Origin of the sequence: Saccharothrix carnea, from assembly GCF_003014735.1 — a bacterium.
Taxonomy (GTDB): Bacteria; Actinomycetota; Actinomycetes; order Mycobacteriales; family Pseudonocardiaceae; genus Actinosynnema; species Actinosynnema carneum.
Map to the genome: position 1 here is coordinate 221187 of NZ_PYAX01000006.1, position 15641 is coordinate 236827.

14 protein-coding genes are annotated in these 15641 nt (G+C 71.3%); 9 read left to right on the plus strand and 5 right to left on the minus strand.

Features of this window, described 5'->3' with window-relative positions; genetic code table 11:
• The first annotated feature begins 315 nt into the window (after positions 1-315).
• Together B0I31_RS19160 and B0I31_RS19165 are read left to right on the plus strand one after the other, a co-directional pair.
• Complete coding sequence (locus B0I31_RS19160; protein WP_106616759.1) at positions 316-1668, plus strand: serine/threonine-protein kinase; 1353 nt, start codon at positions 316-318, stop codon at positions 1666-1668.
• 108 nt (positions 1669-1776) lie between these two features.
• Positions 1777-3390, plus strand: a complete 1614-nt coding sequence (locus tag B0I31_RS19165; RefSeq protein WP_106616760.1) for a serine/threonine-protein kinase — start codon at positions 1777-1779, stop codon at positions 3388-3390.
• 17 nt (positions 3391-3407) lie between these two features.
• Here B0I31_RS19165 and B0I31_RS19170 read toward each other — a convergent pair whose 3' ends face one another.
• Positions 3408-4301: a LysR family transcriptional regulator gene (locus B0I31_RS19170; protein ID WP_106616761.1), complete on the minus strand. Its 894-nt coding sequence runs from the start codon at positions 4299-4301 to the stop codon at positions 3408-3410.
• 82 nt (positions 4302-4383) lie between these two features.
• Between B0I31_RS19170 and B0I31_RS19175 the strand changes: the two genes are divergently transcribed.
• From B0I31_RS19175 to B0I31_RS19185, 3 genes are all read left to right on the plus strand, one after another.
• On the plus strand, positions 4384-5355 hold the full coding sequence (locus B0I31_RS19175; RefSeq protein WP_425444375.1) for a DMT family transporter: 972 nt from the start codon (positions 4384-4386) through the stop codon (positions 5353-5355).
• Between the two features lie 195 nt (positions 5356-5550).
• Positions 5551-5961, plus strand: a complete 411-nt coding sequence (locus B0I31_RS19180; protein WP_053721570.1) for an SsgA family sporulation/cell division regulator — start codon at positions 5551-5553, stop codon at positions 5959-5961.
• Positions 5962-5996: 35 nt separating this feature from the next.
• Complete coding sequence (locus B0I31_RS19185) at positions 5997-7337, plus strand: serine/threonine-protein kinase (RefSeq protein WP_281262307.1); 1341 nt, start codon at positions 5997-5999, stop codon at positions 7335-7337.
• Positions 7338-7378: 41 nt separating this feature from the next.
• Here B0I31_RS19185 and B0I31_RS19190 read toward each other — a convergent pair whose 3' ends face one another.
• A complete protein-coding gene (locus B0I31_RS19190; protein WP_106616762.1) occupies positions 7379-8029 on the minus strand; it encodes a response regulator in 651 nt (216 codons plus the stop codon).
• The gene (locus B0I31_RS19195; RefSeq protein ID WP_245950093.1) at positions 8026-9264 is read right to left on the minus strand and encodes an ATP-binding protein; all 1239 of its coding nucleotides are present in this window, start codon (positions 9262-9264) and stop codon (positions 8026-8028) included. Before B0I31_RS19195 ends, B0I31_RS19190 begins: the two co-directional genes overlap by 4 nt.
• Before the next feature lie 110 nt (positions 9265-9374).
• Here B0I31_RS19195 and B0I31_RS19200 point away from each other — a divergent pair, with 110 nt between their 5' ends.
• Both B0I31_RS19200 and B0I31_RS19205 read left to right on the plus strand, forming a co-directional pair.
• Entirely contained in the window at positions 9375-10610 is a 1236-nt protein-coding gene (locus B0I31_RS19200; RefSeq protein WP_245950095.1) for a PspC domain-containing protein, read from the plus strand.
• On the plus strand, positions 10603-10806 hold the full coding sequence (locus B0I31_RS19205; protein ID WP_106616765.1) for a hypothetical protein: 204 nt from the start codon (positions 10603-10605) through the stop codon (positions 10804-10806). The genes B0I31_RS19200 and B0I31_RS19205 overlap by 8 nt, the downstream gene beginning before the upstream one ends.
• A gap of 113 nt (positions 10807-10919) precedes the next feature.
• Here the strand turns inward: B0I31_RS19205 and guaA are convergent, their stop codons facing one another.
• The gene (gene guaA, locus B0I31_RS19210) at positions 10920-12479 is read right to left on the minus strand and encodes a glutamine-hydrolyzing GMP synthase (RefSeq protein ID WP_106616766.1); all 1560 of its coding nucleotides are present in this window, start codon (positions 12477-12479) and stop codon (positions 10920-10922) included.
• A gap of 51 nt (positions 12480-12530) precedes the next feature.
• On the opposite strand from guaA, the gene B0I31_RS19215 reads away from it, so the two are divergent.
• Positions 12531-13247 carry an aminoglycoside phosphotransferase family protein gene (locus B0I31_RS19215; protein WP_219910745.1) on the plus strand — a complete coding sequence of 239 codons (717 nt, stop codon included), beginning with the start codon at positions 12531-12533 and terminating at the stop codon, positions 13245-13247.
• Positions 13248-13583: 336 nt separating this feature from the next.
• On the plus strand, positions 13584-15029 hold the full coding sequence (locus B0I31_RS19220; RefSeq protein WP_106616768.1) for an aldehyde dehydrogenase family protein: 1446 nt from the start codon (positions 13584-13586) through the stop codon (positions 15027-15029).
• On the opposite strand, the gene B0I31_RS19225 is transcribed toward B0I31_RS19220, so the two are convergent.
• Positions 15019-15585, minus strand: coding sequence for a TetR/AcrR family transcriptional regulator (locus tag B0I31_RS19225; protein WP_106617046.1), 567 nt, complete (start codon positions 15583-15585; stop codon positions 15019-15021). The two genes, B0I31_RS19220 and B0I31_RS19225, sit on opposite strands and share 11 nt — an antisense overlap.
• Positions 15586-15641: the final 56 nt, after the last annotated feature.

Here is a 15641-nt window from a genome sequence, read left to right on the forward strand (position 1 = left end):
CCGAGCGGCGGGTTCGCCGCGACCTCTGGCACTCGAACGGGTGATCCAGTGGGCAATTAGCCCGTTCGGCCTCAAAACTGGTGATCTTCGTGCGAACGGGTGTCCTTACGGCTCGGTATCAGGTATCCCTTCCCGGTCACCTCTCGGCTCACGTGACCTGCGCAACGGCTCGAAAGGCGTAGTCACGGCCGGGGTAGGCTCTGCGGGCGAGCGGTGGCCTAGCCTGTTCCGCGCACCGATCCGCACGACGAGGAGCCCGAGCGTGAGACCTGCTGCCCTTGCCGCGGTCACGCAGCGCCCCAGCGAGGTGGTCCGGTGAGCAACGACGGTCGCGTCATCGCCGAGCGCTACCGCTTCCTGGACCGGATCGGCAGCGGGGCGATGGGCGTCGTGTGGCGCGCCCAGGACGAGCGCCTGGGCCGCGTCGTGGCGATCAAGCAGCTGCTGCTGGCGCCGAGCCTGGACGAGCGCGAGCAGGACGAGGCGATCCAGCGCGCCATGCGCGAGGGCCGCATCGCCGCCAAGCTGCACCACCCCAACGCCATCGCCGTCTACGACGTGGTGGAGGAGAACGGCGCTCCGTGCCTGGTCATGGAGTACCTGCCGTCCTACAGCCTGGCCGACACGATGGCCGAGCACGGCCCGCTGGACCCCATCGAGGTGGCCCAGATCGGCATGCAGGCCGCCGCCGCGCTGGCCGCCGCGCACGCCGCCGGGATCGTGCACCGGGACGTCAAGCCCGGCAACGTGCTGCTGGCCGACAACGGCCTGGTCAAGATCACCGACTTCGGCATCTCCCGGGCCAGCGACGACGTCACGGTCACCAAGACCGGCCTGATCGCGGGCACCCCCGCCTACCTGGCGCCGGAGATCGCGCGCGGCCAGGACCCGACGCCCGCCTCGGACGTGTTCTCGCTCGGCTCGACGCTGTACGCGGCGTCGGAGGGCGAGCCGCCGTTCGGGCTGTCCGAGAACACCCTGGGCGTGCTGCACGCCGTGGCGGCGGGCCGGATCAACCCGCCGCAGGTCGACCACCCGTTGACCGACGTGCTGCTGCGGCTGCTCAACTACGACCCGGCCGACCGGCCGACCATGGCGCAGGCCCGCGACATGCTCAGCGCGGTCGCGCACGGCCGCAACCCCAGCCTGACCGGCCTGCTGCCGGCCAGCTCGCCGGGGTTCGCGCCGGTGCCCGCGGGCGCCACGGCCGTCCTGGACGCCGACCGCACCCGCGTGGTGCGGCCCGGCCCGCGGTCGACGGGCGGCGCCACGCCGGTCGTCGCGCCGCCGCCACCGCAGCGCAACGACAACCGGCCGCTGGTGATCACCGCGGTCGTGCTGGCCGCCATCCTGCTGCTCGGGTTCCTGGCGGTGGCCCTGGACTGGTTCGAGAAGGACGCGGTCACGCCGCCGGCGGGCGGGTCGAGCTCGGCTTCGGCCACGCCGACCACCACGACGACCACGCCCCCGCCGACCACCACCGTCGAGACGCAGACGGTCACCGTCGAGCCGACGACGACCACCACGACGCCGCCGCCCACGACCACGACGACCACCACGACGCCGCCGCCGCCCACGACTACCACTACCACGACTACCACGACGACGACCACCACGACCACCACTGGGGCCTCGACACCCCCCACGGTGGGCCCGGGGGGTTCGTGAACCTCGTAAGGTGGTGCCGAACCCGTTCGGGTGACGCAACGTTCTTGTCCTAGTGGCGTCTTGTCGTTCGCCACTGAATGAAGCCCTAGCAGCTACTGGGAGCACGCCGTGAGCGACGATGGCCGCCTGGTTGCCGGCCGCTACCGACTTGGCCGGCGGATCGGCAGCGGTGCGATGGGCATCGTCTGGGAAGCGCACGACGAGCGCCTGCACCGCACGGTCGCGGTCAAGCAGCTGCTGCTCCAGCCCGGCTTGGCCGAGTCCGACACGGACGAGGCGAAGCGCCGCGCCATGCGCGAGGGCCGGATCGCGGCCCGCCTGCAGCACCCGCACGCGATCGCGGTGTACGACGTGGCGGAGGACGACGGCCAGCCGTGGCTGGTGATGGAGTACCTGCCGTCCAAGAGCCTGTCCACGGCCCTGTCCGAACGCGGCACGCTGCCGCCGCGCGACGTGGCGTCGATCGGCTCGCAGGTCGCCTCCGCGCTCGCCGCCGCGCACAACGCGGGCATCGTGCACCGCGACATCAAGCCGGGCAACATCCTGCTCGGCAACGACGGCACGGTGAAGATCACCGACTTCGGCATCTCCCGGGCCACCGGCGACGTCACGGTCACCGCGACCGGGATGCTCGCGGGCACGCCCGCCTACCTCGCGCCCGAGGTGGCCAAGGGCTACGACCCCGGCCCGCCCTCGGACGTGTTCTCGCTGGGCTCGACGCTGTACGCGGCGATCGAGGGCGCGCCGCCGTTCGGCCTGAACGAGAACACCATCGCGCTGCTGCACCAGGTCGCGTCGGGCAAGGTGGTGCCGCCGAAGCAGGCCGGTCCGCTGACCGCGCTGCTGATGCGCCTGCTGCGCGCCGAGCCGGAGGACCGGCCGACCATGGCCGAGGCCCGCGAGGCGCTGGCCGCGGTGGCGGCGGGCCGGGCCGCGCCGGAGTTCCCGGTGGCGCTGCCGCAGAGCCACCCGCCGTCGTGGCAGGGCGCGCCCGTGCAGGCCCAGCAGACCCGGGCGCTGACCCCGGCCGCCCAGCACAGCCCGCCGGCCACGCCGAACAACCCGCCGCACGCCGCGACCAGGGTGGCGCCCGCGCCGACCCCGCCGCCCGCGCCGCAGCGGCAGCCGAGCCACAACCCGCCTCCCGCCCGCCCGGTCGGCGCGTCGAGACCGGCCGGCGGTCCGATGAAGAGCAAGCGGTCGACGGTGTTCACCGCGCTCGCCATCGCGGGCGCGGCCGTCGTGGGCATCCTGCTGGCGAGCGTGCTGTCCAGCGGTGAGGACCCGGCGGACAACCAGGCCGGCGGCTCCACCACGTCGACCACCGCGGTGGAAGCGGGCGGCGAGGCGTCGGTGACGCCGTCGAAGAAGCCGTCCACGCCGACGGTCAAGATCACCACGGAGCCCTCGGCCGAGCAGCAGGAGCAGGCGGTCCGCGACTACTTCGGCCTGCTGCCGGACCACGTGGACGAGGGCTACGGCCGGCTGACCGCCAAGATGCAGGCGGCGACCGGTGGCCCGGGCGGCTACCAGGGCACGTGGAACCAGGTGAAGTCGATCGAGCTCAAGGGCGTGCGGATGAACTCGCCGTACGCGTACGAGGTCGACATCGCCTACCACATGAAGGACAGCTCGATCAGCACCGAGCGCAAGCTGATCATCCTGAAGTGGGAGAACCAGGGCATCTACATCGACGGCGAGCAGAAGCTCGGCCAGCCGTAGTTCGGCCGGGCCGCTGGTCAGCCGGCCGACGCCTTCAGCGCCTCCAGCAGGCTGGTCACCGCCGGTGAGCCCGCGCCGTCCTCGCGGATCGCGGCGCAGATCGTCCTGGTCGGCTCCGGGTGGCGCAGCTTGCGGACCACCACGCCGGGGTGCACGACGCCGAGGCTGAGCTTCGGCACGATGGTCACCCCGAGCCCGGCCGCGACGAAGCCCTGCGCGGTTGGGTAGTCGTCGGCCTCCACCACGATGTTGGGCGCGAACCCGGCGCCCGCGCAGGCGTTGAGCACGATGTCGCGGCACGGCCCGGGCGGCGCCACGGCGTCCACCCACTGCTCCTCGGCGAGGTCGGCGAGGTCGAGCACGCGCTTGCGGGTCAGCTCGTGGCCGCGCCGCAGCACGGCCAGGTAGGGGTCGTCCAGCAGGTGCACGAGGTGCACGCCGCGCGGTGGTTCGCTGCCCCGGTGGTGCACGACGATGGCCACGTCGGCGCGACCGGCCTCGACCTCGACCATCGGGTCGTCCGGCTCGGTGAGCTTGAGGTCGAGTTGGACGTCGGCGTGCTTGGCCCGGAACAGGGCCACGGCCGGCGGCACGAGGGCCGCGCCCGCGGTGGCGAAGTAGCGCACCCGCAGGCGACCGGTGCGGCCCGCGCGCAGGTCGGCCAGCGCCGCCTCCGCCTCGACCAGCCGGTCGGTGATGTGGGCGGCGTGCTCGGTGAGCAGGCGGCCCGCCACCGTGGGCCGCACGCCGCGCCCGACCCGGTCCAGCAGCGGCAGGCCCGCCTGCTTCTCCAGGGCCGAGACCTGCTGGCTGATGGCCGAGGGCGTGTACCCGAGGTTGACCGCCGCGGCGGTAATGGAGCCGGTGGTGACCACGGCCCGGAGCACCTGCATGCGTCGCACGTCCAACATGGCACAACCGTACAGCGGTGCTTAAGGCTCGTGCAGTTCTATTCACTTGTGCTGATACTTCGTGCTCGCGCAGAGTACGGGGGTGAACAAGCCTGGCACGCTGATCAGGATGGGTGTCCTGGCCCTGCTCTGGGGTTCCAGCTTCCTGTGGATCAAGATCGCACTCACCGGCCTCTCGCCGCTGCAGATCACGCTCACCCGCACCGCGCTCGGCGCGCTGGTGCTCGTCGCGCTCGTGTACTGGAGCAAGCAGCGGCTGCCGCGGGACCGGACGTCCTGGCTGCACCTGAGCTTCGCCGCCCTGTTCGGCAGCGCGGTGCCGTTCGCGCTGTTCGCGTTGGGCGAGCAGACGGTGGACTCGGGCGTGGCGGGTGTGCTGAACGCCACCACGCCGCTGTTCGCGCTGGGCATCGGGCTGGTCCTGGGCACGGACCGGCGGCGCAACCCGGCCCGGCTCGTCGGCCTGGCGCTCGGCTTCGCCGGTGTGCTGCTCATCTTCGCCCCGTGGCAGAAGGCGGGGCTGGCGAGCTGGGGCGCGCTGGCGTGCCTGGCCGCGGCGGCGTCCTACGCGGTCAGCTACGCCTACATCGGCCACAAGGTGTCCGGGCGCGGCCTGACCCCGATGCAGATCTCCTCGGCGCAGCTGGTGGCCGCGGCGGGCATGACGGCGGTCGTGGTGCCGGTGGCCGGGATGCAGCCGGTGCACCTGTCCTGGCAGCCGCTGGTGGCCGTGGCGATCCTGGGCGTGTTCGGGACGGGCGTGGCGTTCGTGCTGAACTACCGCGTCATCGAGGACGAGGGCGCGACCAACGCCACGATGGTCGGCTACCTGCTGCCCGTGGTGTCGGTGTTGCTGGGCGCGCTGTTCCTCGGCGAGGCGCTCAACCTCCGCGTCGTGCTGGGCATGGTGGTGGTGCTCGCCGGCGTCGCGCTCACCCGCAAGCAGCCCGCCACGGCGATCGTGCCGGTGCCGGAGGCCGACGAGCCGGTCGGGGAAACGGGCGCGGAGTCGGTCGGCGAGCCGGTCGGCGGCAAGGTGACTACGCTCAAGTGACCTGGGATAACGCAGTGTTACCCACCGGTACGGTGTGCTCCGCGGCCAACTGAGACAACCGTCCTGGGCAAACGGGTGGACTTGAGACCCAGGTCTCCCCCGATCGCGTGGTGTTCACGCGATCCGCGTCCTGATTCGCCCTCTCGGACGTCTCCTCACATGAGAGGGACGACTCCGGAAGGGAACCCACAGGCCATGAGCAACGACAGCATCACCATCACCACGACGTTCCACCTCCTCGTCCCGGGCGTGGCCCCGGCGCCGGTGGAGGCCGAACTCCACTACGAACCGGAGGACCCGTACGCCGTAGCCGTGCTGTTCCACACCGGCCAGGGCAAGGTCGAGTGGATCTTCGCCCGGGACCTGCTGGCCGATGGCCTGCTCACCTCGTCCGGCGAGGGCGACATCCTGGTCCGGCCGGCCGCCGACGACCCGGAGCGGGTCCTGGTGGAGCTGAACGCGCCCACGGGCTTCGCGATCCTGTCCGCCGACGCGGAGGACATCGCCGAGTTCCTGGACCTCACCTACGACGTGGTGCAGCCCGGCGAGGAAGACCTGTGGATCGACTTCGACCGCGAACTGGCCAAGCTGGTCTCGACCAACTGACCGTCGCGGGCCACGCCATCGCCTAACCTGCTGGCGTGGCGGAGTCCGGGGGGACGGGGACGGTTGGCGGTCGGTACGCGCTGGTCGAGCGGATCGGCAGCGGCGCCATGGGCGTCGTCTGGCGGGCGCGGGACGAGCTGCTGGACCGCGAGGTGGCGGTCAAGCGGCTCCGCTGGCCCGACCTGACGGCCGACGAGGTCGAGGTGGCCAGGGCGCGGGCCATGCGCGAGGCGCGCAACGCGGCGCGGCTGCAGCACCCCGACGCGATCTCCGTGTTCGACGTGGTGGTGGAGGACGACCGGCCCTGGCTGGTCATGGAGTACCTGCCCTCGCGCAGCCTGGCCGGGCTGCTGGCCGAGCGGGGCAGGCTGAGCCCGGACGAGGCGGCCAGGATCGGCGGTCGGGTGGCCGCCGCGCTGGCCGCGGCGCACGCGGCGGGCATCGTGCACCGGGACGTCAAGCCGTCGAACGTGCTCATCGGGCACGACGGCACGGTCAAGCTCACCGATTTCGGCATCTCGCGGGCAGCGGGCGACGGCACGCTCACCGACAGCGGCATGATCACGGGCACCCCCGCCTACCTGGCGCCCGAGGTGGCGCGCGGCGAGCAGCCCGATCAGGCGTCGGACGTGTTCTCGTTGGGTGCGACGCTGTACGCGGTGACCGAGGGCCAGTCGCCGCACGGGGTGAGCGACAACAGCTTCGGGCTGCTGTACCGGGCCGCGGCGGGGCTGATCGAGCCGCCCACGCGCTCGGGGGCGTTGACGGGTGTGCTGAACAGGTTGCTCGCCTCGGACCCGGCTGAGCGGCCGTCAGCGGCCGAAGCGGTCGAGCTGCTGGCCGACCTCGAACCGGAGGTCACGCCCGACCGGGCGGTCGAGGACGAGCCCGGCAGGTCCGAGCCGGAGCCCGAGTCCGGTGACGTGGGAGGCACGAAGCGGAAGCGGTGGCTCGCGCCCGTCGTGGCGGCGGTCGTGCTGCTGGTCGTCGCGGGTGCGGTCGCGGTGGCCGCGCTCCAGCCGTGGACGACCCGCGAGGCGGCCCCGACGACGACGTCCCTGGGCCTCACCGCGAGCGACGCGGCCGAACTCGTGCGCAGGCACTACGAGGCGCTGCCCGAGGACACGGCGGCGGCCTACGCGAACCTGGCCGTGCCGTTCCAGCGGCCGTTCGAGGAGTACCAGGCGTTCTGGGGCCAGTACGACGACGTGCGCGTGGAGGGCATCGTGGTCGTCGAGGTGAGCCCGGCCAGGTACGCCGTGCGGGTGGACGTGAACTTCACGCACGGGGGCGTCGCGTCGCACGGGCGCTACGAGCTCGGCGTGTGGCCAGACGGCGGCCGGTTGCAGATCTTCTCGTCCCAGCAGCTGGAGTAGCGCAGGGGCGGGTCAGCGGCTCCGGGCCGGGGTCGAGCCCGTCAGACCAGCCTGCGGTCCGAGGCCCAGCGGGACAGCTCGTACCGGTTCGACAGCTGCGTCTTGCGCAGCACGCTCGACACGTGCGTCTCGACCGTCTTCACCGAGATGAACAGCTCCGACGCGATCTCCTTGTACGCGTAACCGCGCGCCAGCAGCCGCAGCACGTCCCGTTCCCGGGGGGTCAGCAGGTCGAGCTCCGGGTCGCTGATCGGCGCCGCGCCGGGGCGGTCGGCGAACGCGTCCAGCACGAACCCGGCCAGCCGAGGGCTGAACACCGCGTCGCCCTCCGAGACCCGCACGACCGCGCGCACCAGCTCCTGGCTGGAGATGGTCTTCGTCACGTACCCGCGCGCACCGGCGCGGATGACCGCGATCACGTCCTCGGCCGCGTCGGACACCGACAGCGCCAGGAACACCACCTCGGGCAACGCCGTGCGGACCTGCCGCAGCACCTCCGCGCCGCCGCCATCGGGCATGTGCACGTCGAGCAGCACCACGTCCGGGTGGTGGTGCCCGATGCCCGCGACCGCCTCGCCGACCGAACCGGCCTCGCCGACGACCTCGATCTCGTCGGTGATCGAGTCCAGCTCGGCCCGCACCCCGGCGCGGAACAACGCGTGGTCGTCCACCAGGAACACCCGAACGGTCATGTCCTGGCCCCCGTCTCTCGCTTGTCTGCGGTTTTCCTCGGCATCATCAGCTGCACCTCCGTGCCCTCACCCAGCCGGGTGCGGATCCGGACTTCGCCGCCGTGCCGCTCCATCCTCCCCCCGATGGAGTCCGCGAGGCCATGCCGGTCCTCCGGAACCGTGTCCGGGTCGAAGCCCTTGCCCCGGTCGCGGACGAACACGGTGACGCGTTCCGGCTCGACTTCGCCGTACACGCTGATGTCGGCCACGCCCGCGTGCTTGGCCGCGTTGACCATCGCCTCGCGGGCGGCCTGCACGAGGGCGTACAGGTTCGGGTCGAGGTGGCAGTCGCCGACCACGACCTGCTGCACGGCCAGCGCGAAGCTGTCCTCGACCTCGCCCGCGGCCTTGGCGATCGCGGCGGACACGGTGCTCGGCTCGTTGTTGTCCTCCACGACCCGCCCGTACAGCCACTCCCGCAACTGCCGCTCCTGGCCTCGGGCCAGGCGCTTGACCTCGCGCGGCTGCTCGGCCTGCTTCTGGATCAGGGCGAGCGTCTGGAGCACGGAGTCGTGCAGGTGGGCGGCGATCTCGGCGCGTTCCTCGGTGCGGATGCGGACCCGGCGCTCCTCGCCCAGGTCGTTGATCAGCTTGATCCACAGCGGCACGGTGAGCACCGCCACACCACCGAGGGTCGCGACCACGGCCAGCAGCGCGAAGCGGAGCTGGTCGATGCCGTAGCTGTTGACCAGCAGGACGCCGATGCCGATGGCGACCAGCGCCACGCCCGCGGCCACGCGCACGATCGTGCTGCGGCCCGTGCCGAGGATCCCGGACTTCGCGCCGGCCCGCCAACGGCGGCGCTGCGCCTCGTCGGCCTCGCGCCACACCACTGCCGCGCCGACGAGCGCGACCGCGAGCGGCCCGGCGATCCAGCCGCTGACCGGGCCGGAGAACAGACCGGCCAGCACGGCCGCGGCGATGCCCAGGGCGACCAGGCCGAGCGCCTGCTGGCGTTCCCTCGGGTTGGCGGAGTCCTCCTCCGGCTCGCCGGCCGCGCGTTGCGGCACGAACAGCCACAGCAGGCCGTACGCGATCACGCCGACGCCGTTGAGCGCGGTCAGCGCGGCGAACGCCGCCCGCACCCAGAACACCTCGATGCCGAGGTGGTCGGCGACACCGCCGGCCACGCCCGCGACCACCCGGCCGGTCCGCCTGCGGCGCACCGGCTCGACGGCCTTCGTCTCCACACTCACCCTTTGATGGTCACACGCGGGTCGGGGCCGGTCATCAGGGTTCCACCCGATGCGCGGTTCAGGGTGGGTCCCGGATGTGCGGGCGAGTCGCGTTGAGCAAGCTTGTCGTCGTGAGCGGGAACATCAGCGCAGCCAGCGTCGAAGAGACGCTGAAGGACTTCTGGGCCACGCGGCCCAGGCGGCCTCACGACGGTCGCAAGATCGCCGGTGTCGCCGCCGGTATCGCCAAGCGGTACCAGATCGACCCGGTGATCGTCCGGGTGGCGTTCGTGGCCATGGCGCTGTGCAACGGCGCCGGGGTGCTCATCTACCTGCTCGGCTGGTTGTTGCTGGCGCAGGGCGACGACGAGGCGTCACCCGCGGAGGCGCTGCTCGGGCGTGGCCACAGCTCGACGCCCACTGCGTTGACGGTGTTGCTGGGGCTCGCGGTGGTGCCGGCGACCGGGTTCTTCGTGGACGGCGGATTCACCATGGTCGGCGGCGTGCTGCTGTCCGTGGGTGCGGTCTACCTGCTGCACCGCGGACGCGGGCAGCTCAACCGGCCCGAGTCGAAGGTCGGGATCGGCGGCCTGGGGATCGGTGACTCGGTGGGGGAAAAGGTGTCGACGGAGGAGCACACGACAGACCGCGTGACGCCACCGGCGTGGGACCCGCTGGGCGCGGCGCCGTTCGCGTGGGACCTGCCCGAGCCGGGCGGGACGCCGGAGCCGGTGAGCGCGTCGGCGGTGCCCGCGGTGCGGCGGCGCAAGTCGCGGGTGGGTGCGGCGACGTTCGGCGCGGCGCTGGTCGTGCTGGCCGGGTCGCTGGTGGCGTCGTCGTACTCGGACTGGTTCCACGCGCAGCACGTGCTGGGGTTGTTGGTGGCGGTGCTGGGCGCGGGGATGGTGCTCGGCTCGTTGCGCGGCGGCGGTGGTCGCGGGCTGATCTGGCTCGTCGTGCCGCTGTCGTTCGTCGGGGTGGTGCTGACCTCGGTGGACTTCGACGTGGACGCGAGGCAGATGGGCAAGATCGAGGCTCGGCCGGCGACGATCGCAGAGGTGCGGGAGCGGTACGAGGCGAGCGTCGGCGAGGTGGGGCTGGACCTGACCGGGTTGCCGAACAGCGGCTCGGTGACGACCGAGGTCGAGGTGGGGCTGGGCCGGGCGGCGGTCAAGGTGCCCGCGGACGCGGACGTGACGGTGAACTGCCGGACGGACCTGGGTTCGATGAACTGCCTGGGCCAGGAGTCCGGTGGTGAGGGCAACCACCACGAGGACACGGACTACGGCGTCGACGGGCCCGGTGGGTTGAAGATCGTGCTGGACGTGCGCAGCGATGTCGGAGAGGTGGAGGTGAGTCGTGGCTGACCAGGATTCGATCGAGAAGCGCGGGGTCGACGTGGTGGGGCTGGTGTTCGGGGTCGCGGCCCTGATCGCCGCCGCCTACATGCTCTCCGACGGTGCGGCCTGGCCGGAGTTCCTCGACCTGAGGTGGGCGTTGGCCGGAGGGGCGATGGTGATCGGGCTGGGATTGCTGGCGGGATCGGCACGACGTCGCCGGTGAGGGTGAGACGACGTCGGTAGGGGTGAGACGACGTCGTCGGTAGGGGCGGTCGAGGGGGTTGTGCGGGGGAAGTGAAAGAGAAAGGCCCGTCCTGGGGAGGACGGGCCTTTCTCTTATTCCCACTCGATCGTGCCCGGCGGCTTGCTCGTCACGTCCAGCACCACGCGGTTCACCTCGGCCACCTCGTTGGTGATGCGGGTCGAGATGCGCTCCAGCACGTCGTACGGCAGGCGGGTCCAGTCCGCGGTCATGGCGTCCTCGCTGGACACCGGGCGCAGGACCACCGGGTGGCCGTACGTGCGGCCGTCACCCTGCACGCCCACGCTGCGCACGTCGGCGAGCAGGACGACCGGGCACTGCCAGATCTGGCGGTCGAGGCCTGCGGTCGTCAGCTCCTCGCGGGCGATCGCGTCGGCCTTGCGCAGGATGTCCAGGCGCTCCTGGGTGACCTCGCCGATGATCCGGATGCCGAGGCCGGGACCGGGGAACGGCTGCCGCTGCACGATCGTCTCGGGCAGGCCCAGCTCGGTGCCGACGCGGCGGACCTCGTCCTTGAAGAGGGAGCGGAGGGGCTCGACCAGCTTGAACTGGAGGTCTTCCGGGAGCCCGCCGACGTTGTGGTGGCTCTTGATGTTGGCCGCGCCCGCCCCGCCACCGGACTCGACCACGTCCGGGTAGAGCGTGCCCTGGACCAGGAACTGGTAGTCGCCCTCGGCCTTGAGGTCGCGCTCGGCCTGCTCGAAGACGCGGATGAACTCGCGGCCGATGATCTTGCGCTTCTGCTCCGGGTCGGTGACGCCCCTGAGCGCGTCGAGGAACCGCTCGCGGGCGTCGACGGTGACCAGCTTGACGCCGGTCGCGGCCACGAAATCGCGCTCGACCTGGGCGCGTTCACCGGCGCGCAGCAGGCCGTGGTCGACGAAGACGCAGGTCAGGCGGTCACCGATGGCCCGCTGGACGAGGGCGGCGGCCACCGCGGAGTCGACGCCACCGGACAGGCCGCAGATGGCCTTGCCGTCGCCGACCTGCTCGCGGATCCGGGCCACCTGGTCGTCCACGATCGAGGACGTCGTCCACTGCGGCCGGATGCCCGCGATCTCGTGCAGGAACCGGCGCAGCACCTCCTGGCCGTGCGGCGAGTGGCCCACTTCCGGGTGGTACTGGACACCGGCGAACCGGCGCTCGGGGTGCTCGAAGGCGGCCACCGGCGCACCCTCGCTGGTCGCGGTGACCGTGAAACCCTCGGGTGCCTTGGTGACGCAGTCGCCGTGGCTCATCCACACCGGGTGGTTGGCGGGCAGCTCCTCGTGCAGCAGGCCGCCGCTGTGCTGGACGCCCAGCTCCGTGCGGCCGTACTCGCGGGTGCCGGTGTGCTCGACCGTGCCGCCGAGGGCGCCCGCCATGGCCTGGAAGCCGTAGCAGATGCCGAAGACCGGGATGTCCAGGTCGAACAGCTTCGGGTCGACCTGGGGCGCACCCGGTTCGTAGACGCTCGACGGGCCACCGGACAGCACGATGGCGGCGGGGTCGCGTTCCACCAGCTCCGCCACGGGTGTGGTGTGCGGGACGACTTCCGAGTAGACCTGCGCCTCCCGGACTCGCCGGGCGATCAGCTGCGCGTACTGCGCGCCGAAGTCGACTACCAGCACAGGGCGGTTGCTGCTCTCGGCCACTGGGGAAAAACCTCTCGTCTGGCGGATCCGCGCAGGTGAAGGATGTCATGCGTGGAAGAGGAAGTGCTCACCGGAGGCGGGCTCAACGAGGTCGTGCGGGTCGGGTCGACGGTGCGGCGGCCGACCGGTCCGTGGACGCCCACCGTGCACCGGTTGTTGGAACACCTTGCGCCGCTTGGCCTTTCGCCGGTGGTGCACGGGGTGGTCGAGGTGGGTGGTGAGCGGAAGGAGGTGTTGTCGTACCTGGAGGGTGAGGTCGGCCACCCGCCGTTGCGGGAGGAGTTGCGGTCGGACGAGGTGTTGGTGGCGGTGGCGCGGATGGTGCGGAGGTTGCACGACGCGTCGGTGGGGTTGGTGGGGGTGCGGGAGGGGTGGCAGTTTCCGGCGGTGGAGCCGGTGGAGGTGATCTGCCACAACGATCTCGCGCCGTACAACATGGTGTTCCGCGATGGGATGCCGGTGGGGGTGTTCGATTTCGACGGGGCGCGGCCGGGGCCCCGGTGGTGGGATCTGGCTTATACGGCGTATTGCTTGGTGCCGTTTTCGCCGGAGTTCGGTGGGGTTGAGGAGCAGTGGCGGAGGGCGCGGTTGTTCTGTGCGGCGTATGGAGTGGGAGTGGAGGGGTTGGGGCGGTGGGTGTTGGCGCGGTTGGAGGATATGGTGGGGATGATTCGGGATCGGCCCGAGTTCTGGAGGCAGCGGGAAGAGGGGCATGAGGTGTATTACTTGGGGCATGTGGAGTATGTGAAGGATAATTTTTTGGGGTAGGCAGGGGCAGGGGCGGGGGTTGGGGGTTGGGGGTTGAGGGTTGGGGCAGGCTCGATTTGACATGGGGCCCCTTACGGGTACTCCAGGCAGGCCAAAGCCGGGCAGGCCTGGCGGATGAAGCGCCCGCCAAGCCTGCCCGGCTTCGACCAGCCTAAAGCACCCGAACCCCATGTAAAATCGGGCCTTTTGCGGTCCCGCTGCGGTCCCGCTGCGGGTTCGATGTGGGTTCGATTCGGGTTCGATGTGGGTAAGTGGTTTGTGGTCCCGGTGCGGTTTGTTCATCCCTCCCTGCAAGCTGCATGGCGGTGATGTGTGGGTTGGGCTTACGGTTGCGGCATGGACGCGTTCACGCCTCAGCCACGGCCCTGTTGGATTGCTGGACACGCTGAGCAGGGCGTTTCAGCTCTTGCGGTGCACCATCCGTTCGATGGGACGGAGGTGGCGTCGGTGGCGGTGCCCGGACCTGAGCAGGTGGAGCGGGCCGTGGTGGCGGCGGTGGGGGTGGCGAAGGAGTTTCGGCGCACGCCGGCGCACGTGCGAGCGGAGGCGTTGTTGCACGTGTCGCGGGGGTTGGCGGAGCGGGCTGAGGAGATCGCGGAGACGATCACGGCGGAGAACGGGAAGCCGTTGAAGTGGGCCGAGGTCGAGGTTCGGCGGGCGGTGAACACCTTTCGGTTCGCGGCGGAAGAGGCTCGGCGGTTTACCGGTGACCTGCAGCGGTTGGATACCGATGCGGGTGGGGAAGGGCGGATGGCGGTGGTGCGGCGGGTGCCGCGTGGGCCCGTGCTGGCGGTGGCGCCGTTCAACTTCCCGTTGAACCTGGTGGCGCACAAGGTGGCGCCGGCGTTGGCGGTGGGGGCGCCGGTCATCGTGAAACCGGCGTCGGCTACGCCGTTGTCGGCGTTGTTGTTGGGTGAGTTGTTGGCGGAGACGGGGTTGCCCGAAGGTGCTTTCTCCGTGTTGCCGGTGCGTGGGGCGGACATGAAGAGTCTCGTGACGGATGAGCGGTTGCCGGTCATTTCGTTCACGGGGTCGACGGCGGTGGGGTGGTCGTTGATGGACTCCGCGCCGAGGAAGCACGTGGTGATGGAGTTGGGGTCGAACTCGGCGGCGATCGTCTGCCCGGATTGGGACGATCTGGACTTCGCGGCGCAGCGGATCGCGACGTTCGGGAACTACCAGGGCGGGCAGTCGTGCATCGCGGTGCAGCGGGTGTTGGTGCACCGGGAGGTTGCCGGGGAGTTCGTGCCGAAGTTGGTGGAGGCGGTGCGGGGGTTGAAGACCGGTGATCCGCACGACCCCGAGGTGGAGGTGGGGCCGTTGATCGACGAGGACAACGCCCGGCGGGTCGAGGAGTGGGTCGCGGAGGCCGTGGCCGGTGGTGCGGTGCTGCACGTCGGGGGTGGGCGGTCGGGGACGTCCGTGGAGCCCACGGTGGTGCAGGACGTGCCGGTGGAGGCGAAGTTGTGGCACCAGGAGGTGTTCGGGCCGGTGTTGGCGGTGGCGGTGGTCGGGTCGGTGGAGGAGGCGTTCGAGCTGGCCAACGCGACCGAGTACGGGCTGCAGGCCGGTGTCTTCACCAAGGACGTGACGGTGGCGTTCGCGGCGGCGGCGGAGCTGGAGGTCGGTGGGGTGATCATCGGGGACGTGCCGTCCTACCGCGCCGACCAGATGCCCTACGGCGGGGTGAAGGGGTCGGGCACCGGGCGGGAAGGGGTGCGGTCGGCGATGGAGGACTTCACCGAGGAGCGCACGATGGTGCTCACCGGCATCACTCTTTGAGCGCGCCCTTCGCCAGGGTCAGCAGGCCGTTGACCAGGTCGTCGGTGTGGGTGCCCGTGGCCAGGGCGCGGAGTTTCAGGCCCATGACCATGCCGACGACGGCGCCGGCGACCTGGTCGGCGTCCTTCACCCCGATGGACGCCAGGACGGTCTCCGCGAGCTTGTCGTAGGCGGCGAAGCACTCGGCGGCGGCGGCGCGCAGTTCCGGGTCGCGGCCGGCGTGCAGGTAGAGCTCGTAGGGCGCGATGCGCTCGCTGTCGGTACCGGTGGCTTCAGCGACCTGGCCGACGAGTTCCGCCACCTGGTCGAGGTCGGCGCAGACGGTTTCGTTCTGCGTGGCGAGGTCGGCGAAGCGCCTGGTCTCCTCGGTGACGAAGTGGCGCAGGCTCTCCCGCAGCAGGTCCTGCTGGGTGGCGAAGTGGTAGGTGACGGAGCCGAGCGAGACGCCCGCCTCTTGGGCGATGCGCCGGTTGGTCACGCCGGCGACGCCGTCGTCACCGATGATCCGCAGCACGGCCGCGATGATCCGCTGCCTGGTCTCGGCCGGTCTCGTCATGTCGTTCATTGTCCGCCATGGGACGGGTCGGCGGATTCGCGATACTGTTCGTTCGA